Genomic DNA, 24,009 nt, shown 5'->3' with positions numbered 1-24,009 from the left:
CTGAACTTGCTGGTGAGAGCCATTTTTCGGCTCTACGATGGGCCACATGACCGAACACACCAAATTCCACCAACTGCTGCACGACCAGATCAGCAACGAGTTCTACGCCTCCCAGCAGTACATCGCGGTCGCCACCTACTTCGACAACCACGACATGCCGCAACTCGCCAAGCTCTTCTACCGTCAGGCAGTCGAAGAGCGCAATCACGCGATGATGATCGTGCAGTACTTCCTCGACCGGGACATGGAGATCGAGATCCCCGGCATCCCGGCACCCAACAACCGCTTCGACGATTACCGCGCACCCATCGATCTCGCTCTCGCACAGGAGAAGACGGTCACGCAACAGGTCGTCGACCTCGCCAAGTCGGCCCGCGACACCGGCGACTACCTGGGTGAGCAGTTCGTGCAGTGGTTCCTCAAGGAGCAGGTCGAAGAGGTCGCGACCATGACGACCCTGCAGACCATCGCCGAGCGCTGCAACGGGAACCTCTTCGACCTCGAGAACTTCGTCGAGCGAGAGTTCAACGGCGAGAAGACATCCGACGCAACCGCACCCCTCGCGGCCGGCGGAAACATCTGACGCAGAAGCACTTTCGTGCAGAGGTGCGAGCGAAGCGCGCCTCCTGCTCCCTGAGGTGCGAGCGCAGCGACCGTCCTGCTCCCTGAGGTGCGAGCGAAGCGACCGTCCTGCTCCCTGAGGTGCGAGCGAAGCGAGCCTCGAAGGGCTGGTGACCAGAACTCACCAGCCCTTCGAGGCTCGTCGCTTTCGCCCCTCGCACCTCAGGGGGCAGAGGGGCAACGTCGACACTCCTCACACCTCAGGGAGCAGAGGGGACGACGTCGACACTCCTCACACCTCAGGGAGCGGAGGCGGCGACGTCGACACTCCTCACACCTCAGGGAGCAGAGGGGGGGTGTCAGCGCAAGGTGACCTGACGACCGCGGATGCCGTCGCGCGAGCTGCGCTGCTCGATCGTCAGCGGTGAGGTGTCGGCGAGTGCCTCGCCGAGCCACTGGTCGAACTGGTTCAGACCGGCGTACCACTCCTCGTGGTGCATCTCGTTGTCGAGGTCGAAGACCGGTACGAGCAGTCCGTGGGTGCGGAACGACCCGGCGAACCGCGACCCCTCGCCGACCGTCAGCCGTCCGGCGGCGTGCAGCCGTGCCATCGCCGACATCAGGTCGTCCTCCGGCTCGGGCCGAATCCAGCGCAGGTGGGCCCGCTCGCCGGCGTCGACCCACCAGGGTGCACCCGCGCCGCTGTCGACCACGAGCCGCGCGGTCGGCAGCACCGACTCGTTGGCGCGCTCGAACATCGCGGTGATCTCGGCGGGGACATCGGTACCCTCCACGAACCACCAGCCGAAATCCTGGTGGACCGTGATGTCCAGGGTGGCATCGGGTTTCACGACCTCGTCGAGGGTCGGGGCCTCGTCGGCGGACTCCAGATCGAACTCGCTGCCCGCGTCGGCGTGCGCCGCCCACGCGATGGCGGCGGCCAGTTCGACCGTCAGCGCCGTTCGATCCGGGTCGGTCTGCAGACCGACGAAACCTTCTGTGGCGCCGTCGACGTCGCGCGCGAGGGCGGGCACCGCACCCGGCAGGATCGTCACTATCGAGACGTCGTTGCGCGAACCGGCCGGTTCGACGAGTTCCAGTCGCGCGGTCGCCGAGGCGACGAAGGTCCGCAGCGCGACGAAGTCGCACTCGGACGCGAACCCGGCGAACGGCCGGGGCGGCGGCGCCAGAGCTGCCGCCTGCCGCGCCTTACGTGCCGCTACGCGCTCCGCACGATTGCTTCCCGGACGTGGTCCACTGCCCCGTTTGCTCTTCTTGCCCATCGGTCCACTCTCTCACGCGGCCCGCGGCGCCCGACACGGTCGTGCACGCCGCAGCTCAGTCGACCGTGACCAGCCAGTCGCGCACCTTCGCCGGATGATTGGTGGCCAGCCACCGCACACCCAGATCGGCGCAGAGCTGGACGTCGACCTGTTCGTCGACCGTCCAGCAGTAGGTGACCCGACCGGCTGCGGCGGCGCGGTCGACGAGATCGGGGTACTGCCGCAGGGTCATCACCGACGGCCCGATGCCCGTCGCTCCGACCGCGGTCGCGGCACCGCCGCCGAGAACCCGGGCGGTGTCGCCGAGCAGGATCGTCGGCAGCATGGGGGCGTGGCGTCGGATACGCCAGACCCCCGCGGAGGAGAACGAGATGACCACGGCTCGGCTGTGATCGGCCGAGGGTGGGGTCGCCACCCCGAACTCGTGCAGCATCTCGAGGAGCTTCTGCTCGACGAGACTGCCGAAACGCACCGGATGCTTGGTCTCGATGAACAGCCGGACGGGACGACGCCAGTCCAGGGTCAGGGTCAGCAACTCGCGCAGCGTCAGGATCGACGCCGGCCCGCCCGACGCGTGCCAGCTGCCGAAGTCGAGTTCGCGCAGCTCGGCGAGCGTCATCTCGCTGACGATGCCCGTGCCGTTCGACGTGCGGTCGACGGTCCGGTCGTGCACGCACACGAGCTCGTGATCGGCGGTCAGCCGGACGTCGCATTCGAGTCCGTCCGCTCCCTGCGCAAGGGCGAGTTCGTACGCGGCCAGGGTGTGCTCCGGGCAGTCACCCGACGCTCCGCGGTGCGCCACCACCGCCGGCTTGCCCGAGCGCGAGACCTTCTCGGCCGCGCCCACATTCACCCCTGAGTTCATCCGACCGCCACCCACCGTCTCGTCGGGACCGGGGCCGCCTCGGCGGCTTCGAACAGTGTCCGCACCCGGCGTGCCATCCAGAAGGCGAAGGCCGCGGAGATCGCCGCGCTGACGATCACCATCGCCAGCGCATTCGCTCCGGTCTGCAGGGAGTCCGAACGCCACGCGACGAGCCTGGCGACGATCGCCGCCGCGGCCGCCACGTTGACAAGCACCCAGGCGACCCAGAGCTTGCGCAGTCGTCGGCCCACGAGATCGGCGTCGAGCGAGGGATCCTGGCCGACGCGGTGCGTGGCGACTTCCTGCAACACCAGTGGGGCGCCGATCAGGTTGATCAACGGCAGTCCGGACAGCGCCGCGGCCCAGCCGGGGCGGCGCGGGTCCGCAAGACCCGCCGACGCATAGGTGTCGGCGCGCAGTTCCAGGACCCACCGCATGAAAGCCAGCGTGGCGAGCACGAATCCGAGAAATGCCACGACCCCGACGAAGACGGTGAGCCAGTCCGACGCCACGATGAAAAACTCGGGAAGCGGACGGTCGCGGTTGACCACCAGCAGGATGTAGCGGACGAGATGGACCAGCGCCGACGCGGTCAGCGCGGAACCGGTGAGCACCAGCGCGAGTCCCAGCCGGGCCCGGGAACTCTCGAGCTTGCGGTGCGCGGTGTCGGTCTCGGCCGGTTCGTCGTGCAGACCCCAGGTGGGTATGTAGACGTAGCGAGGGATCAGTCGGGGACCGCGGCGGCCCGACGCGCCGCGGCGGGCGGGTATGGCCTCGGGTGGGCGGCGGGCCACCCATCGCACGTTGCGGCTGCGGTAGAGCCGCCCGGCGGGCATCGGGGCCGAGCCGGCACGAGGCGGGATCGGTGAGGGGCGCATCGCGACACCGGGGGCCGAGGATCGCGCCGACGACCCCTGGCGGACGGCCATCGCGCGAGCGGCATCGTCGACGACGCTCAACGGTCCACCACAACGTGGACAGTGTTCACGTCCGGGACGATGCGGCGCCTGGATTCGACACCGCGGGCACAGGTCGATCATCGGCCGGCGTCGCCCTCGGATCGCGTATCGCCGAACTCGACGGGCTTGCCGTGCTCCTGCCAGGCGAGCATGCCACCGCGGACGCAGATGCCGTCGTAACCCACCTGGGCGAGGTACTGCAGGACGCGCATCGACCGGCCGCTGGAATGACAGACCACGTAGAGGTCGTGATCGGGGTCGAGTTCGTCGAGGCGCCCCGGGACCTCGGCCAGCGGGATGTGCACGGCGCCCCGGATATGGCCGGACGCCCATTCGTCGTCCTCGCGGACGTCGAGCATGACCGCGTCGGTCCGCCCGGTGAAGTCGTCCGGAAGATCGGTCACCGGAACCTGAGTGATGTCGCCCATGGTCACTTTTCCATGGTGGCACAGAGACGGCCAGGTGCGACGCCAGCTGTCCACCAGGGCGCCCGCGCGCCGCCGCCACCACCCCTCGGTTCGGCGTCGCACGGTCACTATGTTGACCTACATAAACTTATCCACATGCACGTTCTGGACGTTTGTCCCCGGGTCGCAGACTGACCGTCTAGTTGGGGATGAGACTGTGGAATTGTGGAAAAACGCAGGCCAACGGTTATCTACTTGTGACAGCGGTCACTTGATTGATCGAATGTGCGCGTAGGAAATTCACGTCAGTGCAGCGGTCGAGACGACCTGAAGTTCCACTTCACTGAACAGCCCTGTGGATAACTTGGGGACAATACACAAGTAAAACCGTGTGAAAACCCTCGCCGGCAGGTTTCAGTCCCGGTGCAGGAGCGACATACGCAGCGACGGTGCGCGATCGAACGCCGCCAGAACTCCGGTCGTCACACTCTCCGCGAATCCGGCGACCGACGTCTGGCTTCCCACCAACCGCATCAGGAGCGGCTTGGGGGTCTCCACGACGGTGATCTCGGCATCGGGATACCGCTCGGCCACGACCGAGCGCATCACGCCGATGCCGTCGACGACGCCGAGTTCGGCGGCACGGCTGCCGATCCACACGTCGCCGTTGAAGAGTTCCTCGTCGGACGCGATCAGCTTCTTGCCGCGACGCTGCCTCACCCACGCGATGAACGCCTCGTGCAACTGCCCCTGGAGCCCCTTGAGCCATTCGACGTCCTCGGCCTGCTCGGGCGAGAAGGTGTCGAGCCGGGCCTTGTTCTCACCGGTCGTGTAGAGCCTGCGCTGGACACCGAACCGGTCGAGCACCGCCGAGAAACCGAAACCCGACGACACGACGCCGATCGATCCCACGAGGGAGGTGTGCGCGGCGAAGATCTCGTCGGCGGCACACGCGATCCAGTACCCGCCGGAGGCCGCGACGTCCTCGCAGAATGCGAGCACCGGCACGCCCTTCTCCGCGGAGAGCTGACGGATGCGCTCGGCGATGTACTCCGACTGCGCCGGTGAGCCGCCCGGTGAATTGACGACGACCACGACGGCCCGCAGACGCTCGGTGGCGAAGGCCTTCTTCAGGACCGGCTCGACCGATTCGGTGTTGACGCCGTGCTTGCCCATGCCGGTGATCCCGATCGGGCCGTCGAGACGGACGACCGCGACCTGTTCGGTCCGCGCTTTCGAGAATTTCTTCCCCACCGCTCCCAGCGGTCCGACAGTCATCTGCCCGAGTCTAACGATCTGGGCGGTCGAGCGTCCGTACCCGTTCGCACGCGCCGCGACACTCTGCGGCGTCCGGCGCACCGTACAATCTGCCGGGTGCAGGTGCGGTGGCTCAGCGCATTCCTCGATTTCCCCGCCGGGGTGTTCGGCAGCGAGGTGACCTTCTGGCGCGCGATCTCGGGCAGTACCGTCTCCCCGCCACGGGGTGAGCATCGAGAGTTCGCGTCGCTGGAACCGTTCTACGGCGACCCGCACCTGCGGGTCCAGCGGATCGACGACGGCCCGGGCGGAGTCCATCTCGACATCCACACCGACGACCCGCACACCGCCACCGCGGAGGCCCTCGCACTCGGCGCCACGCTCGTCAACGACGCCGGCACCCACCTCACACTTCGATCGCCCGCTGGGTTCGTGTTCTGCCTCGTCCCGTGGGAAGGCGAGACGAAGCGGTCGCGCCCCATCCGATGGCCCGGTGATGCGATCAGCATCATCGACCAGCTGTGCATCGACATCCCCGCCGACATGTTCGACGCCGAGGTCGGGTTCTGGACCCGATTGACCGGCTGGCCGACCAGATCGCGGAATCGACCCGAACTGATCGCGCTGCGGCGCGACCCGGCGGTGACCCTCGGAATCCTGTTGCAGCGCAGGCAGGATGAGCCGCAGGACGACGGGCCGGCGACCGCCCACCTCGACATCGCCACCAACTCCGTCGCCGACGAGGTCGCCCGGCACGAGGACTGGGGCGCCCGCGTGATCGAGCACTATCCGCACTGGACGACGATGGCGGATCCGGTCGGTCGCCCCTACTGCATCACCTCACGGAACCCGCGCACCGGTGACTGAGTCGCGGACCCGCTTCGGTTCGCAGTCGGCATCCGCAGGTGACCCGGCGTCCCGGTCACCGGGTACCGGCCGTGAACTCGCGGAGCCGGTCGACCTCGACGTCGACCTCGCCGCGTTCAGCGGCGGTCACCGGACGCAAGAACTCCACGACCGGAATCTCTTCTGCGTCGAGAGACCATGTGCCGGCGAGGAATCCGTCGACGAAGAGGAAACCGGGCGACCGGCCGTTGGCGGTCACCGTGCGCCGGAACATCTCCGGCTCGGCGACCCGGGCCCGGTCGGCCTGAACGCCGATCACGTGATCGAACGGGGCGATGAGCCGGACAGGTGCCGGCGTGTCCGGGTCGGCGAGTGCCAGACCGTCGAGGTCGTAGAGCACCTCACCGTTCGGCCCGGCGAGCCGGACGAGTTCCCAATCGGCTTCCAGCTTTTCGACGAGGGGGCGCAGCCGGGTGAGCCCGGACCAGGTCTGGATGGACTTCACGGTCGCCGGTCCGAACCCGCGCAGATACAACCGGATCAGGTCGGCCCGGGCATCGTCGTCGACGACGGCCGGCTCGCCGGGCCCGGCCCACTCGGCGAAGATCCGGTAGGTCGGTCCGCCCCGACCCCGCCACAGCCCGCGCGGGGGAACCTGGACCAGCGGCAGGCCGCAGCGGGCGATGGCGGTGAGTGTCGACGGGTTCTCGGCGGGATGGCGGGTGGCCAGTTCTCTCCCGAGTTCGGCGCCGGTGAGTTCCCGGCCGGCGAGGAGCTCCTCGGCGGACGCGAGAACTCCCGCCGGATCGGCATCCACCAGTTTCGGCGCGTGGATGTCGGTCAGCTCGCGTCGCAGCGTCGGATCGGCGAGCGGGCGAATCCAGCGTGCGTCCTCGGCGTCGATGAGGAAGATCGTCGACCGCAGCAACGCCATCCGCACGACCTCACGGTCGGTGAGCAGCTCGTCCAGCTCGAGGGGATCGAAATCCTCGATGCGCGACCACAATCCGAAGAACGCCGCACGCGGGTCCTGCGACTGCAGGCCGACGCAGCGGTCCAGTACCTCGATCGCGTCCTCGGCGACCCGGTCGAGCAGGTGCTGGCGTTGCAGCAGGGTGCGATTCCACTGGCGCAACGAGATCTCTTCGGTCACCGCACGTCTCGTCGAGCATGGAGTCGGACGACTCGGCCGGGCACCGCGGTGTCAGCCCGGGTAGACGACGCCGGTCGCGGCGTGGCAGCGGTACCCGTGGGGATTCTTGGCGAGGTACTGCTGGTGGTGATCCTCGGCGTAGTAGAACTGCCCGTCGCCTGCCTCCGCGAGCGGTTTGATCTCGGTGGCGATCGCGCCCTCGCCGGCGGCATCGAGTGCGGTCTGGAACGTCGCGGCGGTCTTCCGGACGGTGGCCAGGTCCTCGTCGGTCAGGGCGTACACCGCCGACCGGTACTGCGTTCCGATGTCGTTGCCCTGACGCATCTCCTGCGTCGGGTCGTGCGACTCCCAGAAGATCTTCAGCAGGCCCTCGAGATCGGTGACGGCCGGATCGAAGACCACCAGCGTGGACTCGGTGTGTCCGGTCCGGGCGGTGCACGTCTCCTCGTAGGTCGGGTTGGGCGTGTACCCGCCCGCGTAGCCGACCGCGGTGGTGTGGACGCCGGGGACCTGCCAGAAGATCTCCTCGATGCCCCAGAAACAGCCACCGGCCAGCACGATCGCGGCAAGACCGTCGTCGAATCCCCCGATGCCGTGCACGTACGTGCCGTCGGACTCGGGCCGGCCACGCATCGGGGTGCCGAGGATCAGGTGCTCGCCGGGGACCGTGATCTCGGAGCTGCGGCCGGGCAGGGCGGCGTCTGCGGCGACGAGATCCTGTTTGCGTGAGCCGGCGGCGAAGAGCTGGTCGAGCCAAGACATGCGCCAAGTCTACGCGCGGGAGAGGCCGCATCAACGAGACGACGAGTTGAGCTGATCGTCCGAGTCTGCCTATGATGGCGATCACATCCGTGACATTGTGATACCGATCACGTCCACGTCATCCCGGTTTCTCGACGGGAGGGATGTGCAGCCGATCACGGAACGAAAGGCGACGATGGCGACGCACGCGACCGGAGATCTCCGACGCGCCCCAGGGGTCGGGCGTACCGCTCCGCGCGCCAACTACGACGTGGCGAGGAGTTGCCGCACAAGCGCCCTGACCATCCTCGCGCTCGTAGCGGTCTTCGTTCTGCTCATCCTGATCTGAGCGCCGCGGACTCGACGCGGCCCAGACGCCGCTGCTCCCTTCGCTCGTCGTCACCGATTCGCGTTGAAATCTCAACCGCACTTGATGTTTCTTGGGTCGCGCTTGTTGCAATCACCCATGCTCTGCGGAAGGGTGGAACCATCCGCGTGGCGCCCGGCCGAGTCGTCGGACCCATGCGTGGACAGGGAAAACGAGTAGCACCTCAGAGAGGAACATCGTGGCTGATTACACCTTGCCGGATCTCGATTACGACTACGCGGCACTGGAACCGCACATCTCCGGCAGGATCATGGAGCTCCACCACAGCAAGCACCACGCCACCTACGTCAAGGGCGCCAACGACACCCTGGAGAAGCTGGCCGCGGCCCGCGACGACGACAGCATCGCCGGCAAGGTCTACGGACTGTCCGCCACGCTGTCGTTCCACCTGGGCGGTCACACCAACCACTCCATCTTCTGGAAGAACCTGTCGCCCAACGGCGGCGGCGAGCCCGACGGCGACCTCGCGGCCGCCCTCACCGAGCAGTTCGGTGGCTTCGACAAGTTCAAGGCACACTTCACCGCCGCGGCCACCACCCTGCAGGGGTCGGGCTGGGCGATCCTGGGCTACGACACCATCGGCGGCAAGCTCGTCATCCTGCAGCTGACCGACCAGAGCGGCAACATCCCCGCCGCCATCATCCCGGTCGTCATGCTCGACATGTGGGAGCACGCCTTCTACCTCGACTACCAGAACGTCAAGCCGGACTACGTCAAGGCGTGGTGGAACGTCGTGAACTGGGCCGACGCCAACGAGCGTCTCGCTCGGGCGAAGAGCCAGGGCAGCGGCCTGGTCGTCCCGGCCTGATCCCCGGTTCGCCGAACATCAACGGCGCCGGTCACCTTCGGGTGACCGGCGCCGTTGTTCGTCTGATCTACCGCAGACCAACTGGCCCGCCCTGCTCCCTGAGGAGCGTCCGGAGCTTGCGGAGGGCGCGTCACGAAGGGTCTCGCAAGGCAACTCACCAGACCCTTCGTGGCTCGTCGCTAGCGCTCCTCGCACCTCAGGGACCAGGGGTTATGCGGTTCTTTCGGATTAGGGCGCAGTGGATGTGTGATTCTTTCGGATCAGGGAGCGGAGGGGCCGGTACCGATCACAGGATGAGCGTCACCACTATCGCCACGGCGCATGCCACCACGATGATGCTGAGCGCCAGCACATCTGCGCGTCCGGGACCGGCGTGGTGGGCGGTAAGCCGGCCGGTGCCGCCGCGGGCGGTGATCGCCTCGGACATCTCGGCGCTGCGTCGGAGCGCCGAGGACATCGCCGCCGTGATCAGGTCCATGATCCCCATCTCCGCCGACGGATGATCGCTGCGTCCCCTGGTGGTGGGACGCAGGCGATGCGCCGCGCGCAACATGCGCAACTCCTCGATCAGCAGCGGAAGACCCCTGAGGCACAACGCGATCGCCACCGCCCACTCGTCGACGGGCAGCCGGAGCCACCGCAGCGGGCGCATCAGCCGCGCCAGCGCGGGCGCCACATCTGCCATCGGGGTGGTCCAGATGACGAGGATCGAACTGGCGACGAGGACGAGGGCAAGCGTGATCGCACGCAGGAACACCAGGGCACCGGGAATGCCGGCGAACGACACATTGAACGCGACGCCGATCCCGATCAGTCCCCAGAACCACCACGGCGGACGCGGTATGGCGCCCAACGGGATTCCCGCCACGAGCGCGGTGATCACGACCACCGCGGCGACCATCCCGAGCGCCGGCCACGACGGCAGCACCCAGGTCATGATCCCGAGGATCAGCACGATCACGAGCTTGGTCCCCGCCCACAGCCGGTGCACGAACGAGTTGCCCGGCACCTGCCGCAGGGGGACGGTACGCATCGTCATCGGATTCCTCCGTCCCAGCCGGTCGCCTGGTCGATCATGTGCTGCGAATCGGGTAGCAGCCGGCCGTCGACGAGCCGGACCCGTCGCGTACACACCGACTCCAGGGATTCGAAGTCGTGGGAGATGATCACGATCGTCATGCCCTCGGCCCGCAATCGGGCCAGCAGGGCGACGATCTCCTCGCGGGCCGGCGGATCGAGACCGGCCAGCGGCTCGTCCAGGACGAGGAGATCGGGGTGACGCGCGATGAGGCCCGCGAGCACGACACGTCGCATCTGCCCGCCCGACAGCGCGTCGACCTTGGTGATCGCCATCTGACGTGGCAGCCCGACGAGTTCGAGCACGCGGGCAACCTCGGCGGTGCCCACCTTCTCGCCGCCGGCCGCCATGATCTCGTCGGCGACGGTGACCTTCTGCAGCTGCAGTCGTGCGTGCTGGAAACCTAGCCCAACCGCGCCGACACGCTCGGTCATCGGCGTTCCGGCGTCGAAACCTGTTCCGGGATTGATCTTTTCGTGGGTATCCAGCAGACGGCACGTTCCGGTCCCCGGTGGGAGCAGTCCGGCCATGATCCACGCGAGGGTCGTCTTGCCCGACCCGTTGCCGCCGACGATCAGCAACCCCTCGCCGCGGTAGACGGTCAGCGAGATGTCCTGCAGCGCGACGACCTCCCACGGCGAGCCCGGCAGATGGGCGTACCCCACCTGGTCGAGAACGAGTAGCGGCCCACCGATCCGCGAGGTCGGCGCGGGCGGCAGCGACGGGCGCATCGCCTGCGCCGGCGCAGCCAGGTCGGCGTCGGGACTCGGCATCCAGTCCGGCGCGTGCGGCACCAGGCGCCCGGAGTCCAGATGGATCACCCGATCGGCCGCCGCGGCCTCGCTGCCGCGATGGGTGACCAGGACGACGGCGATCCCACGGCGCGCCGGCAGACCGGCGAGCAACGCCAGCAGTTGTCCCCGACCCTCCGGGTCGACCATCGAGGTCACCTCGTCGGCGATGAGGAGTTGCGGGTCCCGCGCGAGCGCGCCGGCGATCGCCAGCCGCTGCTGCTGGCCGCCCGACAGGTCCGTGGTCTCCCGGTCACCGAGGCCGGCGAGTCCGACCTCGGCGAGCAGCGCCTCGACATCGACGTCGACGCCGGGCGGCAGACCCCACACGACGTCGTCGGCGACGCGAGAACCCAGCATCTGGATCTCGGGACGCTGCAGGACGAGAGCGGTCCCGCCCTGCGCACCCAGACCCGGCAGGCCCGGCCGGTGGACCGTACCCGTCGTCGCGGGCCGGCCGGCGATGATCTTGGCCAGCGTCGACTTCCCGGACCCATTGGCGCCGACGACGGCGACGAACTCACCGGGATCGATCCGCAGGTCGATACCGTGCAGCACCGGGCGGGCCTCGGGCGAGTACGCGAATCCGACGTGGTCGAAGACCACGGGGAGCGGCGCGATGCCCGAATCGTGGGGCGCACCGGCGGACGCGGCCGGAGCAGACCCCGACGGGACGGCGTCGAGAGTGTCCTCACTCGGCACATCTCGCAACCGCCCGATGACGGAACCGAGAATCCACCACGCGACGACGAGCGAGATCGCGGTGCCCACGGTCCCCGACACCCAGACCCACACCCACCAATGGTCGGCGATGCTCCGGCTCATGGTGTCGAGCCCATCGGCGACGCCCCCGGTCGGGCCCCATCCGTGCAGCCACTTCGCGACACCGTGGATGGAGTTGGTCATGGCCTCGATCGTCAGCTCGCGCAGGGGCACCAGCACGAGCAGGATCAGCACGGAGATCCCGCCGAGCAACGGCGACGCCACGAGTGTCGCGACACCCAGGACGCCGATCCCCCGGCCCCGGCGCTTGATGTCTCCGACGAGCCCTCCGACCAGCGCGGAACCCAGGACGGTCGCCATCGCGCCGGTCCCCGCCATCGCGAACGCGACCGCGGTGGTGGCCACGGTGGCGGTGACGAGGGCCCGCGGCCGGGTGCGCGCCGCGATGAGTGCGAGCGGCACCGGGGCGAGCAGTCCGGCCGCCTGGGCCAGCGGGATGACCGACGCGATGACAACCGCCGCGACGGTCAGTCCGCCGAAGATCGCGACGGACGCGAACTCCATCGGACGCAGCGGGGGCGAGTTCTTCACCGGTCCAGTGTGCCTGGTGTCGTCGTCCCGACCGGCGGGGACAGCGCCCCCGAGCCGGGGCTGTCGGTCGTTCGCATGTTAAAGATCCATCACAACACGGTGATTCGAGTTGTCGGCGTCTCGCTGCGGGTGGATGGTCTTTTCACCCGGGTCGGTCATCGGTCCCCAGTCCGTGGATCATCGGCGAGGTCTCGCCCGGGCCGGAGGAGGACATGATGCAGTCGATTCCGATCGGTCTCACCCCGTTCCAGCAGGAGGGCACCCTGAACGGGATTCTCATCTCCGGCCGCTGGCCGGAGTCGACGCTCGAGTGGACGCAGACACTCGTGGCCTCGGTCCGGATCGCCTGCCGGCCGGGTTTCCTGTCGACGACGACGATCTTCGGCGTGGTCGAGCAGCGTCCCGAACAGGGTGAGGCGGACGCCGTCGGCATGATGGTCGCGATCGGCAACGTCGTCGACGACAGCTTCGTCGAGGCGGGCAGGTTCCTGAACAATCCGCCGGCTCTGGTCATGCTGCATCCGCCCTCGCAGACGCGCCCGTCGCTGCCCGAGTGCTCACAGGTCGCCTCCGGGTGCGTGCTGCTGCCCGGTCTCCCCGAACTCGGGCTCGAGCACCGGGCGGGCTGGGCCGAGGCGGAAGCCGACGGGACCGTGGTGAACCTCCGCAATCAGGTGGGGATCGACCCCAACGCCGACCCCGACACCGCGGTGCTCGCGATGCTTCTCGCAGCGTAGGGCGCCGAGGCTCCCCGAAGGCGTTTCGACGGGCCGCCAGAGCGTTCGATCACGGGCACCCGAACATTTGATTTTGATGCCCCTACCTGCGGAAATACGGGCATTCGACGAGTTGCACCGGCGAGTTCGGGCTGACTAACCTGGCGTCCGTGATTGCTGCCCTGCTCCTGAGCTTCGGCGTGATCTTCGTCGCCGAACTCGGGGACAAGTCACAGCTGATGGCGATGACCTATGCCCTGCGCTACCGCTGGTGGGTCGTCCTCCTCGCGATCACCGTGGCCACCACCGCGGTGCACGCGGTCTCGGTCTTCTTCGGCCATTTCCTCGGACTGTCCATCCCCACCGCACTCCTGACGATCCTCGCCGGACTCGCCATGCTGATCTTCGGCCTGTGGACCCTGCGGGGCGACCGGCTCGACGACGAGGAGTCCAGCCGGGCGACCCGCGTCGGCGCCTCGGTGTTCTTCGCGGTCATGTCGGCGTTCTTCCTCGCCGAACTCGGCGACAAGACCATGCTCGCGACCATCACACTCGCCACCGACAACGACTGGCTGGGGGTCTGGATCGGGTCCACGCTCGGCATGGTCGCCGCCGACGCCCTCGCCATCGGGGTGGGCGTCCTGCTGGGTCGCCACCTCCCCGAGCGCGTCATCGCCATCGGAGCGGCCGTACTGTTCTTCGCCTTCGCGACATGGCTGATCGCGGACGGGCTGATCGGTGCGTCGGTACCCGTGATCGCCGGCACCCTCAGCGCTGTCGTGGTCATCACCGGAGTGGGCGTGGTGTTGATCCGCCGCGAGAACCGCCTCCGCGTCCAGGAACGCGCCCGAGCGCTCGTTCGGTAGAACCGAGGGCTGATCGAGGGTCCTTCACGGCACCTGACTATCGTGAAACTGCAGCATGAGCCGGAGCGGCGTCGCCGACGACGGTGACGCGGCCGGCAGGAGAACGGGTCGGGTACCGCGAAAGGATCACTCACACATGGACGTTTCAGGCGCTTCCGTACTGGTCACCGGCGGGGCTTCGGGCCTCGGCGCCGCCACCGCACGGCGTTTCGCCGCGGCCGGCGCCCAGGTCTTCGGTCTCGACCTGCAGGCCTCTATCGACAAGGCCGCGCCCACCGACGGTGTCACGCTGATCGCCGCCGACGTCACCGACGAGGCTCAGGTCCAGGCCGCCATCGACACCATCGCCGAATCCGGGGCGCCGTTGCGCGTCGCGGTGAACTGTGCGGGCGTCGGCTGGGCCGCACGGATTCTCGGCAAGAACGGCCCCCACGAACTCGACCTCTTCCGCAAGGTCATCGACATCAACCTGATCGGCACCTTCAACGTCATGCGGCTGGCCGCCAACCGCATGCAGGAGGAATCCACCATCGACGGCGACGGCCAGCGCGGCGTCATCATCAACACCGCATCGGTGGCGGCGTTCGAGGGTCAGATCGGCCAGATCGCCTACGCGGCGTCGAAGGGCGGCGTGCATGCGATGACCATCTCGGCAGCACGCGACCTCGCGCGCATCGGTGTGCGCGTCTGCACCATCGCCCCCGGGACCATCAGCACCCCCATGCTGGCGGGCGTGACCCCCGAGTTCCAGAAGACCCTGGCCGAGGCCATCCCGTTCCCGCAGCGTCTCGGGGAGCCCGACGAGTACGCACAGCTCGCCGAGTTCATCGTCACGCACAACTACCTCAACGGCGAGACCATCCGCATGGACGGTGCCATCCGCATGGCCCCGAGGTGACCTGGCGACCCCGTCGCGCAGGAGCCGGCCGGCCGATCACCGGTCGGCCGGTTCCTCGACATCCCGCTGCGCCACCACTGCGCGGGCCAGCCTGACCAGTGGAGCGGCGTCGGCCTCGAGTCCGTCGCCCTCTGCCGGGGCCAGGTCTCGGACGGCGCCGCCGGTGCCGTCCCGCGGATCGTGCTCGGCGACGGCAGCGCGCAACAGCCGCGCCTGCACCTCCGGTTCGGCATAGGAGAACACCGCCGGAATCCGAGGACTCAACTGGGTCAACGCGTCCCGGGTCTCGACGACGCGCCGATGCAGACGTGTGGTCGGCGCCAGTCGCCCGGCGTCGGGTAGCACCACTTCCGGGACCGCGTCGGTCACCAGTCGCCACAGGGGCAGCAGTTCGGTGTCGAGCCGTCGACGGCGCCGGTTGGCGGCGACCGTCTGTATCCGCGCGTAGACCATCGGGTAGCTGATCCCCATCAGGAACGCGACGACACCGACGACGGCGACGACCCGGTTCGTCGTCAGAAGCCACGGGGACCGAACGACATTCGTCGCGGACACGACCACGAACACGACCTGGCAGACGGCGCCGATCGCAAGACACGTCAGGCCGGTCATCAAAAGACCAAGAGACACACGGAGATAGCCGTCCGCCGTGGCGTAGAACTTGCGGACACTGTTGACGCACGCGATGAAACCGTAGGTCAGGTAGCCGCTGGCGATCAGCATGAAGAGCGCGAAACCCCAGTTCTGAACGGTCCATTCGTCGATCGTCGCGGTGCGGATCTCCACCGGGATGACCAGCATGGTCACCTGCAGACCGACGAGGGCCATCACGAGCGGCAACGCCTCCCACCCGGCCCGACGTTCGCGCGTGACCTGTCCGGGGAAGAAGAACACCACCACGAGCGCCGCGACCCCGATCGCGAGGAGTGCGTAGAACGCCACCCTGGACAGGCCGGCGAACCCGACCTCGTTCAGCACGTCGGCAACCGAGTCGTCGACGACGACGAACGCAAGGGTCAGCGCCGCGACGGCAACCATCATCGCCAACGGCTGCAGCCCCCACCCGGCGCGCCGGATCTGATCGAGACGCCAGCAGAACGCGAAGGCGAAGACGACCGCGGCGACCGCATTGACCGCGCCGATCCCTACGTCCACACCCGACGCCAGATCGACCGACGACGCCTGGACCTCGGATGCAGGGACGTCCCACGACACCGGATGGACCGTCGGGCCCCCGCCCGCGACAGTGATCACGCCCAACAGGGACTCACATTCTCACCGCGGTCGCAACCGGCCGGCATGTCACAACCATCCCCGGTGGCCGCCGAGCAGTCGCTGCAGGCCGCGCAGTTCGTCGTGCGCGGCGGTGCTCCCGACGCCGGTGCTGGCGTCCTCGGCCCAGCCGAGGATCAACGACGCCAGCATCTCGGCTTCCCACTCGGCGTCGTCGGAATAGCACGTGCGCCGGAGCGCGGCCGAGGACTCGTCCTGGCTCAGAGCGGCGATGCCCTGGGCCGAAGCCTCCCCCAGGACCTGGTGGCCGGCGACCAGATGTCCGAACTCGTGGATGACGATCTGGTCGCGGTGCAGCCGGGACGTCTCGGCCTGGTGGAAGAAGTAGTCCGCGTCGGAGGCAGCCAACCAGATGCCGTTGGGCACACCGGCGGGCAAGGGATGCGCGATCAGCCGGATCGGCCGGCCGCGACGCTCGCCGTATCGGTCGCACAGTTGAGTGACGTCGAGGGGCAGATCGAGATCCAGCCCCTTCAACGTGGTGCGGCACAATGCACGCAATGCGCGCTCTGATCGACGCATGGCCTCATCGAAGCACGAGCGCCGTCGGCGCCGCGACCCACCCACGGCGATCGACCTCTCGGGCCTGTCCGGGCCGACACCCCTCGGTCCGGACTGATCAGGCTCCGCGAACGCCTCGGTCGCGGTCAGTCGTCGCTGTTGTCCCCGACGACGCGCAGGCGCGAATCGGCCGACGGCTTGCTGTCACTCAGGCCGGCCGCGATGACGTCCGGCGGGTCCTTGGGCAGGCCCTGCTGCTCACGCAGCACCTTGATCAGCTCGTTGACCACCGTGACCGAGTCACTCGACAGCCCGGCCAGACGGAATGCCGCCAGTTGGACGTTCGTGTCGGCCTGCAACCGCATCAGGTCGATCTCGTCGCGGGTGCGCTGCGCCGCCCGATCCTCGAGGAAATAGTGCACGTCGACCCCGAAAGCGGCCGCGATGCCCTCGACCGTGCGGAACGACGGGGACTTGGCCTTCCCCGATCGCAACTGGCTCAGATACGACTCGCCCAGCCGGAATCCCCGTTCGGTCGATCGTGCCGCGATCGCTTTCGCGCTGTACGCCCGGCCGTTCGGCCCCGGAACAGTGCGGAACAGCTCTTCGAGCCGCCGGGCGAAGAGCCCGGGGTCGAGAGCATCCGTGTCCGTGGTCTTCGAACGATCGGTGTCAGTGCGTCCGGTGTCGCCCATAGGCTTCTCCGCCCCTCCTGAAGTCATGACACTCTTCTCCGAAATGCAAAATTTGAATTTGCAAGCATTAAAGCCCGCTGTACACGGCCATTGCAACGATCGGTACGATCAGAAAGTACCGGACCGCCGCACTCGGCGCGTATCACCTGTGAAGATGGTGTAACGATCGATAGTGTGGCGTTCTTCACATTCTTGGGGGTCATGGGTTGCCGACACGGATCCGGCGGGTGAACATCTGGCTCCGACCCGGAGCGGGCGGCGGTCTGCCCCGCGGTGTCGGCGGCGTTCTCTGTCCCCATCGACTGTACGCCTGACGCCATGACCCACCGTCTCCCTTCCGGCCCCAATGCCGGCAGCAGGCCACGCGGCCTCGCCGTCCTCTTGGTCGTCATCGCCGCGATCGCCTTCATCGCTCTGGCGCCCGGTGTCGCGTCGCCCGCGCCATCGGACCCCGGCGCGTCCGGCTCCGACTCGGCCGGTTCCGCCGACACGGATGCCGACACCGACACGGACACCGATGCGGACACCGACGTCGACGCCACCGACGACGAGGACTCCACCGACACCGACGAACCCGGCGGCTCGGCGACCACGGATGATCCCGAGACCACCGATCCCGAAGACACCGACGAGCCCTCGTTGCCGTCGTTCCCCTCGGGATGCGAGTGCGGACCGACGCCGACGACCGGCACATCGGACCCGACGACGGAGACCACCGAGACGACCGAGACGACCGAGACGACCGAGACCAGCGAGACGACCGAGACCAGCGAGACCAGCGAAACGACCGAGACCAGCGACACGACGACAACAACGACGACCGACGATCCGGACCCCACGAGCACCGAGCCGCAGACCTCGTCCGGGAGCGACGGCGAGGGCGGCGTCACCGTCAGCCGCACCCGCGAGCCGGAGGCCGCCACGCCGACCTCCGACGACGACGAGGGCGGGTCCGATCCAGCAGGGGCACCCGCGGAATCCGGGCCCGCGAGCGGCGACGTGCCGTCGGTTGCGCCACCGAGCGGCGGCGGGTCCGCGGGGTCGTCCGGAACGCCTCCGTCCTCGGGTCCGGCGGGCGAGTCGAGGGCCGACCGCCCTTCTCCCGACGCGGAATCCGACGACACCGACGATTCGCAGACGGTCGCCGGTGCGCAGGAACCGCCGGCGGGTCCACCTCAGGCGTCGACCGGCACTTCGGATGGTTCGACGTTGACGTCGGTGCGGAAGTTCGTCCTCGGGGTGGCGCCGGGCGCGCTGCTCCTGCTGGGTGCCGTCGCCCTGTTCGGCAGCGGGTCGTTCCTCGACTCGTTACGGTCGATGCGTCCCTGAGTCGTTCCCGGCCGGTTCGTTCTCGGTTCAGCCCCGGTGGTGTCCGCCGGTGTCGACGGCATCCCGGGCCGGAGCCGGCGCAACGGGCGACCATTCGAGTAGATCCCGCTCGTGGGGCACCTGCGCGGCCGCGCCGTCGGACATCCACTCGCGCAGGACCTTGGTGGCGCGCACATCGTCTTCGTTGTACTCGAGAAGGCGCTGACGCTGGCCATCGTCGGGACGTCCACCGCCGAGCGCAACGGCCGCCCGGTACCACTCCATCGACGCCTCCCCGCTCGCGTCGTCGTCGCGCCAGGAGAATCCTGCCACCGGCGCCACCCGTTTCAGTCCTTTGCCGCGGGGACAGATGAAGTTCTCGCCGACGGCCTCGTAGATGTCCACCCATTCCGACGATCCGATGAAGGCCTCGACCTCGGCACGAGCGGGGATGCCCGGTTCACCCGCGAAGCGGTCGGCCGACCCCAGAAGCCACCGGTTCTCCGCCTGTTGGGAGTAGCAGTAGGCCGCGAACGTCTTGCCGGCGTCTCGCGCAGCATCCCGTTGCTCCATCAGCCAACCCCAGAACTCGGCGAAGGACCGTGCCTCGTCGCGGGTGGGCAGCGGATCCCAGGTGACGAACGGGCGATACTCGACGGGCACCGACTCATCGGTGGTGTCCGTGAGCAGGGTTCCCCACAGATACGCGCCGTGCTCGCCGTAGCTCTCCATGTCGACGTCGACCTCGACATCCGCGCGGTGGACCCGGGGCGAGTCGACGCGACGCACGAGCTCGGTGCCCGTGAGCCAGGCGATCGCATTGATGACCGCGTCCCCGAACCGGGCTCCGCCCGGCCATCCCTCCGGCGGTGCCCCGCGCTGCGCGGCGAGCTGATCGATCGTCGTGATCCCCGCGTCGATCAGCACCGCTCCCTGGTTGCCGGTCGCCACGAGACTGACGTCACGCTTCCCCTCCAACTCGGGTCCGCAGCGAACCCACCACGGACACGAGCGGCATTCGCTGATCCGCCGGGGCTCGGTCGGGATCTCCCCCGCCGCGACCGCGAGCCGGCGCTCGAGGATCGCCGAGTAGTCCTCGAGCATGGCTCCGGTGTCCAGGACGACGATGCAGTCGGCGTCCACGCCGATCACCCCGCCGCGCAGATCCGCCGTGTCGGTCGACGACGCCCTGCCGAGCTCGACGAGCATGGCGGTCAACTGTGCCAGCCGGAGGTTGTCCCGACGATTCGGCCGGCCGGTCCGATAGGGATCGGGACTCGGCGCCCACGTCCAGAACGGACTGGTCACCAGGGTGGCCGGACGTCCGTCCGGGTCCGGAGCCGACTTCGCCGGCTGGCTGACGCGGTGGTTGACGACGATGACCGGGACGTATCCCTCGCCGACCCGGACCAGCAGCTCGGAGTGGCCGCGCCGCCCGTGCACCTCGTCGACGGGGAGCGTCGCGTTCCAGATCCACTCGGCACCGTCATCGCAGGCTCGAAGCGTCGCCGCGACGCGGTCCGATGCGCTCGCGTCGGGGTCGACGACCACGAACACGCCGGGCTGGTCGCTGTGCACGCCGCGAAGCAGTTCGCGGACCGCGGCGCGGTGATCGGCGGCGGCCTCCTTACGACGCTGCACACCCGGCGGGTCGGGCTCCTCGGCAGGACGTCTGCTGTGGGCGAAGTCGAGAGCCACTCGGTGCTCGCAACCAGCGAGGTCGCGCGGTGACAACACGACAGGGGCCACGCCATCCCTTTCTGGGCTCGAGCGGAGGAGACACGTGGTCGGATACAACCACATGTCATGCTTGTACTTGTTATCACGCGCACCTGACGCCGGGAGCGAAGCGAGCGGGGCCACAGAAGTGCGGCGCCGTGGGCGGGCAAGCCAGCCGGTCGACCGGCGCCGGGAGCGGAACGGGAGCGGGCCGGGGGTCGACTGCGGTCTACTCGGCAGCAGCGAAAGGGCATTCGATGGGATTGTTCTCCTCCGACGGTACGACTCGTGCGCAGCGCAAGGCAGAGGCCAAGGCTCTCAAGGCGAAAGCCAAGCTGGAGGCGAAGTTCGACGCCAAGTCGCGGCGCAAGGAGCAGAAGGCTCGACGCAAGAACGAGCACAAGTACTTCAAGAAGGAGATGAAGGCCGAGCGCAAGACCGCCAAGCAGCTCGCCAAGTCCCAGACGAAGGTGAGCAAGGCCGAGGCGAAGAAGTTCGCCGTCGAGGCGCAAGCAGCTGCCGACGCGAAGGCGCTCAGCCCGGCCAGCGTGAAGCGCTACCTCACCGTCGCGCGGCTCGTGGCACCGATCGCCGCACCGGTCGTCTATCGGGCCGCAGTCGCCGGACGTGAGCAGCTCTCGACGCTGCAGGCCAACCGCGCGGGGGTCTCACCGGAAGTGTTGCGCCAGTTCAGCGGTCACGGCGCCAGCCTGTCCGCACGGATCGCCACCACCCGCACTGCCCTCGAGAAGGTCGTCGCGCAGGACACCAGTGCCGATGCCAAGGACTTCGTCGCGGCGATGACCAAGCGCCTCGACAACCTCGACATCGCGGTGCAGACCGCCGAGACGATGTCGGCCGGTCAGCGCCGCACCGCCCACAAGTCCATCGCCGACGAGCTCGAAGCGGTCGACGCCGACATCCTCGCCCGGCTCGGCGTCCGTTCCTGACGCGAGTCCCCTGCCTGCTCTGCAGGCACCGCCCAGGGACCACGACCCTCGTCGGGTGAGGGTGCCGACCCACTAGGATGGGCCCGAACGGGCCGCGCGGCGGAGCAGTCGCCGAGCGCATGCCGGACACTTGCGAGGGAGCACCGTATGACCGAGCCGGATCCGAATGTCACGCCGTCCGGCGGTGACCCGAACCGCGACGAGCAGGCACTGTTCCCGATCGCCACACCTGGCGATCCGAACGCCGACGCGTCGGCCTCGGCACCCGCACCCGCACCCGAGAAGCCGGTAGCGAAGAAGGCGGCCGAGAAGGCGCCGGCGAAGAAGGCCACGCCGGAGACAGCGGCCGCGGAGTCCGGCGGCGACAAGCTCCCGCCGAAGAAGGCCGCGAAGAAGACATCCCCGACCAAGGCGCCGGCCAAGAAGAGCCCGGCGAAGAAGGCAGCCGGCGTCGCACCGGCGAAGAAGTCGACGGCCAAGAAGGCGCCGGCGAAAAAGGCACCACCGAAGTCGGCCCCGCCCGTGCCGGAAACGCAGGCGCCGACTCCCGAACCCGAGGCGCCGCAGGTGTCGGCCCCGGTGTCATCGTCGAGTCCGCCGGTGACCCGCTCCCCGGAGCCGGCCTCCACGGCTCCGGCCGCCACGCCGCCCGCACCGACGTCTGAGCCCGCACACCCGCCGGTCGACGTGGTCGCCGAATCCGACGCCGCCCGTGCGACTTTCGCTCAGTTGCGCTCGGGCTCCCCGACCGAACCCCCGACCACCAATCTGACGCCCGCATTCGCGGGGCTGGCGGCCGCGGTCGCCCTGATCGTCTTCGTCGTGTTACGCCGAATCCTGCGCTGACGGACCGCCGGCCGGTGACGCGGTGTCCGTACCGTGGGCCGGGGTGGAATCCGTTGCGTCCGAGCCGGTTCGCGTCCGATGGTCGGTGACGCGGGCGAGGATCGCCGCCGCGACGTCGTCGGGGTGGGCCTCCGGTAACCAGTGGTCGGCGCCGGGCAGCACGATGAACTCGTAGTTCGCCTCGACCCAGCCCGAGCACAACCGGGCCGCGGCCGGGCCGATCGCGATGTCGGCGTCGCCCCACACGAACGTGGTCGGGACCCGCACCGGTCGTGGCGTGCTTCGCTTGTCCGGCAAGAACATCGCGCGGTACCACCCCAGCGCGCCGGGAAGTGCGCCGGAGTCGCCGATCTCGGTCGCGACCCGCGACGCGAACGGTTGCGGGAGTCCCATCCGCTCACCGAAATCCGGCTGCGTCCGCATCGCCGCGCCGAGGAGTTTCTCGGGCAGCACCGGGACCTGGAATGCGGCCATGTACCAGGAGCGGAAGATCTGGCCGTGGGGCATGGCGCGCAGGAACGCCCCGGGGTGCGGCACGGACAACGCGGTGAGCGTTGCGACCCGGTCGGGATGGTTCGCCGCGACCGTCCACCCGACGATCGCACCCCAGTCATGGCCGACGATGTGAGCTCGTCCGATGCCGGCGGCGTCGAGCAGGGTGACCACGTCGGCCGCGAGCTCCCCCTGGACGTAGTCTCGTCTCCGCGTGGGTCGGGCGCCGGGCGAATAGCCGCGCTGGTCCGGTGCCAGCGTTCGAAACCCGTTGTGGTGCAATGTCGGCGCGACCAGCTCCCAGCACGAGGCCCGCTGGGGGAACCCGTGCAGCAGTACGATCGGTTCACCGTCGACCGGCCCCGCATCGGTGACATCGAAGGTGAAGGGCCCGCGATCGAACCGGGTGAGGCGTGTCGTCATCGATGACCTTTCGTATCCGTTCACACGTGGACCGTTCACACCATTGCGAGTACGCGCGCCGGACCGCCGGTTCCGCCGGCGAACCTCGGGGCGCCGACGATCACGGTCGAGCCCTGCGGCGGAACCGCTTCCAGGTTCGCCATCGCCTCGACGGCGTACCGCCCGCTGCCGAGGATCGCCGTGTGGGCACCGGTGGCGCCGCGGACGTCGACGCTGAGCGTGTCGGTCCCGATGGCCACGACTCCCCGCTCGGTCACGAGCATGCCGACCGCGGCGGATGAGTAACCGGCGGCGTCCGCGCCACCGGTTCGCGGCTGCCACCCGGTGTGCAGCGCGACCAGCGCGCCGCGGGGAATCCGCCCATGTCTCGACTCCCAGTCCTCGACATCGCGTTCGGTCAACTCGGCCCGCCGGTCTCGGCGTGCCCTGGACGCGATACTGATCACCGCGAGAGGCGCGACGAGGTCGGCCGGATCGATGCGGTCGACGGTGATCCCGCCCCCGATCTTGTGGGCGGGCGCATCGACATGGGTGCCGGTGTGCTCGGCGAACGAGACCCAGTTGGTTGCGAAGCCCGAATTCCCCGCCCGTACACGGGATGTCGGCACGGTGACCATCGGCGGGTTGCCCGGCCACACCGGGAACGTCGGTGAGAGTGTGTGGGTGAGGTCGACGATCCGCCCGGCCGATGCGTCACCCGGCGCTGCGCGAGAGGGAGCTGCCAGTCCGGCTCCCGCGACCACCGAGGCCGAAATCCCCGTCGCCACCCCGGCAGCCACCCGCAGTGCCGTACGACGAGACATCCGGCGCGCTTCCTCGTGTGCGTGCTCGACGATCGCGTCGTCGCACAT

Annotated in this window: 25 protein-coding genes; 10 read left to right on the top strand and 15 right to left on the bottom strand. The window is 68.7% G+C overall.

Annotated elements, in window-relative coordinates; translation table 11 throughout:
* The first annotated feature begins 46 nt into the window (after positions 1-46).
* On the top strand, positions 47-583 hold the full coding sequence (locus AC3B6C_RS08445; protein ID WP_010843972.1) for a ferritin: 537 nt from the start codon (positions 47-49) through the stop codon (positions 581-583).
* A 337-nt stretch (positions 584-920) separates the two neighbouring features.
* On the opposite strand, the gene AC3B6C_RS08440 is transcribed toward AC3B6C_RS08445, so the two are convergent.
* The 5 genes from AC3B6C_RS08440 to AC3B6C_RS08420 form a co-directional block, all read right to left on the bottom strand.
* On the bottom strand, positions 921-1,844 hold the full coding sequence (locus AC3B6C_RS08440) for a DUF5926 family protein (protein WP_010843973.1): 924 nt from the start codon (positions 1,842-1,844) through the stop codon (positions 921-923).
* Between the two features lie 55 nt (positions 1,845-1,899).
* Positions 1,900-2,709, bottom strand: a complete 810-nt coding sequence (locus AC3B6C_RS08435; protein WP_014924915.1) for a glycerophosphodiester phosphodiesterase family protein — start codon at positions 2,707-2,709, stop codon at positions 1,900-1,902.
* Positions 2,706-3,668 carry a DUF4328 domain-containing protein gene (locus AC3B6C_RS08430; RefSeq protein WP_488375662.1) on the bottom strand — a complete coding sequence of 321 codons (963 nt, stop codon included), beginning with the start codon at positions 3,666-3,668 and terminating at the stop codon, positions 2,706-2,708. Before AC3B6C_RS08430 ends, AC3B6C_RS08435 begins: the two co-directional genes overlap by 4 nt.
* Before the next feature lie 77 nt (positions 3,669-3,745).
* Positions 3,746-4,096 (bottom strand): rhodanese-like domain-containing protein, encoded by a 351-nt coding sequence (locus tag AC3B6C_RS08425; protein ID WP_010843976.1) that lies wholly within the window; start codon positions 4,094-4,096, stop codon positions 3,746-3,748.
* A 393-nt stretch (positions 4,097-4,489) separates the two neighbouring features.
* Complete coding sequence (locus tag AC3B6C_RS08420; RefSeq protein WP_010843977.1) at positions 4,490-5,353, bottom strand: S49 family peptidase; 864 nt, start codon at positions 5,351-5,353, stop codon at positions 4,490-4,492.
* Positions 5,354-5,449: 96 nt separating this feature from the next.
* Here AC3B6C_RS08420 and AC3B6C_RS08415 point away from each other — a divergent pair, with 96 nt between their 5' ends.
* Complete coding sequence (locus AC3B6C_RS08415; RefSeq protein ID WP_010843978.1) at positions 5,450-6,199, top strand: VOC family protein; 750 nt, start codon at positions 5,450-5,452, stop codon at positions 6,197-6,199.
* A gap of 55 nt (positions 6,200-6,254) precedes the next feature.
* Here the strand turns inward: AC3B6C_RS08415 and AC3B6C_RS08410 are convergent, their stop codons facing one another.
* Both AC3B6C_RS08410 and msrA read right to left on the bottom strand, forming a co-directional pair.
* Entirely contained in the window at positions 6,255-7,331 is a 1,077-nt protein-coding gene (locus AC3B6C_RS08410; RefSeq protein ID WP_010843979.1) for a winged helix DNA-binding domain-containing protein, read from the bottom strand.
* Positions 7,332-7,382: 51 nt separating this feature from the next.
* Positions 7,383-8,093: a peptide-methionine (S)-S-oxide reductase MsrA gene (gene msrA / locus AC3B6C_RS08405; RefSeq protein WP_488375661.1), complete on the bottom strand. Its 711-nt coding sequence runs from the start codon at positions 8,091-8,093 to the stop codon at positions 7,383-7,385.
* A 145-nt stretch (positions 8,094-8,238) separates the two neighbouring features.
* Between msrA and AC3B6C_RS08400 the strand changes: the two genes are divergently transcribed.
* Positions 8,239-8,421, top strand: coding sequence for a hypothetical protein (locus tag AC3B6C_RS08400; RefSeq protein WP_055477220.1), 183 nt, complete (start codon positions 8,239-8,241; stop codon positions 8,419-8,421).
* 217 nt (positions 8,422-8,638) lie between these two features.
* Positions 8,639-9,268 (top strand): superoxide dismutase, encoded by a 630-nt coding sequence (locus tag AC3B6C_RS08395; RefSeq protein ID WP_010843982.1) that lies wholly within the window; start codon positions 8,639-8,641, stop codon positions 9,266-9,268.
* A gap of 286 nt (positions 9,269-9,554) precedes the next feature.
* On the opposite strand, the gene AC3B6C_RS08390 is transcribed toward AC3B6C_RS08395, so the two are convergent.
* Entirely contained in the window at positions 9,555-10,307 is a 753-nt protein-coding gene (locus tag AC3B6C_RS08390; protein ID WP_488375660.1) for an energy-coupling factor transporter transmembrane component T family protein, read from the bottom strand.
* Positions 10,304-12,451: an ABC transporter ATP-binding protein gene (locus tag AC3B6C_RS08385; RefSeq protein WP_010843984.1), complete on the bottom strand. Its 2,148-nt coding sequence runs from the start codon at positions 12,449-12,451 to the stop codon at positions 10,304-10,306. The genes AC3B6C_RS08390 and AC3B6C_RS08385 overlap by 4 nt, the downstream gene beginning before the upstream one ends.
* A 215-nt stretch (positions 12,452-12,666) precedes the next feature.
* On the opposite strand from AC3B6C_RS08385, the gene AC3B6C_RS08380 reads away from it, so the two are divergent.
* The 3 genes from AC3B6C_RS08380 to AC3B6C_RS08370 all read left to right on the top strand — a co-directional run bounded on the left by AC3B6C_RS08380 (position 12,667) and on the right by AC3B6C_RS08370 (position 14,931).
* The gene (locus tag AC3B6C_RS08380) at positions 12,667-13,188 is read left to right on the top strand and encodes a hypothetical protein (RefSeq protein WP_014924907.1); all 522 of its coding nucleotides are present in this window, start codon (positions 12,667-12,669) and stop codon (positions 13,186-13,188) included.
* A 149-nt stretch (positions 13,189-13,337) separates the two neighbouring features.
* Complete coding sequence (locus tag AC3B6C_RS08375) at positions 13,338-14,033, top strand: TMEM165/GDT1 family protein (protein ID WP_488375659.1); 696 nt, start codon at positions 13,338-13,340, stop codon at positions 14,031-14,033.
* A gap of 136 nt (positions 14,034-14,169) precedes the next feature.
* Positions 14,170-14,931 (top strand): SDR family NAD(P)-dependent oxidoreductase, encoded by a 762-nt coding sequence (locus AC3B6C_RS08370; protein WP_044507485.1) that lies wholly within the window; start codon positions 14,170-14,172, stop codon positions 14,929-14,931.
* A gap of 36 nt (positions 14,932-14,967) precedes the next feature.
* Here AC3B6C_RS08370 and AC3B6C_RS08365 read toward each other — a convergent pair whose 3' ends face one another.
* The 3 genes from AC3B6C_RS08365 to AC3B6C_RS08355 all read right to left on the bottom strand — a co-directional run bounded on the left by AC3B6C_RS08365 (position 14,968) and on the right by AC3B6C_RS08355 (position 17,447).
* Positions 14,968-16,146: an MAB_1171c family putative transporter gene (locus AC3B6C_RS08365; protein ID WP_488376238.1), complete on the bottom strand. Its 1,179-nt coding sequence runs from the start codon at positions 16,144-16,146 to the stop codon at positions 14,968-14,970.
* A gap of 87 nt (positions 16,147-16,233) precedes the next feature.
* The gene (locus AC3B6C_RS08360; RefSeq protein ID WP_035717958.1) at positions 16,234-16,746 is read right to left on the bottom strand and encodes a hypothetical protein; all 513 of its coding nucleotides are present in this window, start codon (positions 16,744-16,746) and stop codon (positions 16,234-16,236) included.
* 125 nt (positions 16,747-16,871) lie between these two features.
* The gene (locus tag AC3B6C_RS08355) at positions 16,872-17,447 is read right to left on the bottom strand and encodes a helix-turn-helix transcriptional regulator (protein WP_014924902.1); all 576 of its coding nucleotides are present in this window, start codon (positions 17,445-17,447) and stop codon (positions 16,872-16,874) included.
* 291 nt (positions 17,448-17,738) lie between these two features.
* Here AC3B6C_RS08355 and AC3B6C_RS08350 point away from each other — a divergent pair, with 291 nt between their 5' ends.
* Complete coding sequence (locus AC3B6C_RS08350) at positions 17,739-18,749, top strand: hypothetical protein (RefSeq protein ID WP_488375658.1); 1,011 nt, start codon at positions 17,739-17,741, stop codon at positions 18,747-18,749.
* 27 nt (positions 18,750-18,776) lie between these two features.
* On the opposite strand, the gene AC3B6C_RS08345 is transcribed toward AC3B6C_RS08350, so the two are convergent.
* Positions 18,777-20,477, bottom strand: coding sequence for a TM0106 family RecB-like putative nuclease (locus AC3B6C_RS08345; RefSeq protein ID WP_488375657.1), 1,701 nt, complete (start codon positions 20,475-20,477; stop codon positions 18,777-18,779).
* A 227-nt stretch (positions 20,478-20,704) separates the two neighbouring features.
* Between AC3B6C_RS08345 and AC3B6C_RS08340 the strand changes: the two genes are divergently transcribed.
* Together AC3B6C_RS08340 and AC3B6C_RS08335 are read left to right on the top strand one after the other, a co-directional pair.
* Positions 20,705-21,397 (top strand): DUF6474 family protein, encoded by a 693-nt coding sequence (locus AC3B6C_RS08340; RefSeq protein WP_010843993.1) that lies wholly within the window; start codon positions 20,705-20,707, stop codon positions 21,395-21,397.
* Positions 21,398-21,544: 147 nt separating this feature from the next.
* Positions 21,545-22,243 carry a hypothetical protein gene (locus tag AC3B6C_RS08335; RefSeq protein WP_488375656.1) on the top strand — a complete coding sequence of 233 codons (699 nt, stop codon included), beginning with the start codon at positions 21,545-21,547 and terminating at the stop codon, positions 22,241-22,243.
* Here the strand turns inward: AC3B6C_RS08335 and AC3B6C_RS08330 are convergent.
* Complete coding sequence (locus AC3B6C_RS08330; RefSeq protein ID WP_488375655.1) at positions 22,223-23,158, bottom strand: alpha/beta fold hydrolase; 936 nt, start codon at positions 23,156-23,158, stop codon at positions 22,223-22,225. The two genes, AC3B6C_RS08335 and AC3B6C_RS08330, sit on opposite strands and share 21 nt — an antisense overlap.
* Before the next feature lie 35 nt (positions 23,159-23,193).
* Positions 23,194-24,009, bottom strand: coding sequence for a cyclase family protein (locus AC3B6C_RS08325; protein ID WP_488375654.1), 816 nt, complete (start codon positions 24,007-24,009; stop codon positions 23,194-23,196).

It is taken from the genome of Gordonia sp. 11cp (assembly GCF_057767225.1).
This window is presented reverse-complemented; position numbering and strand designations above follow the sequence as displayed.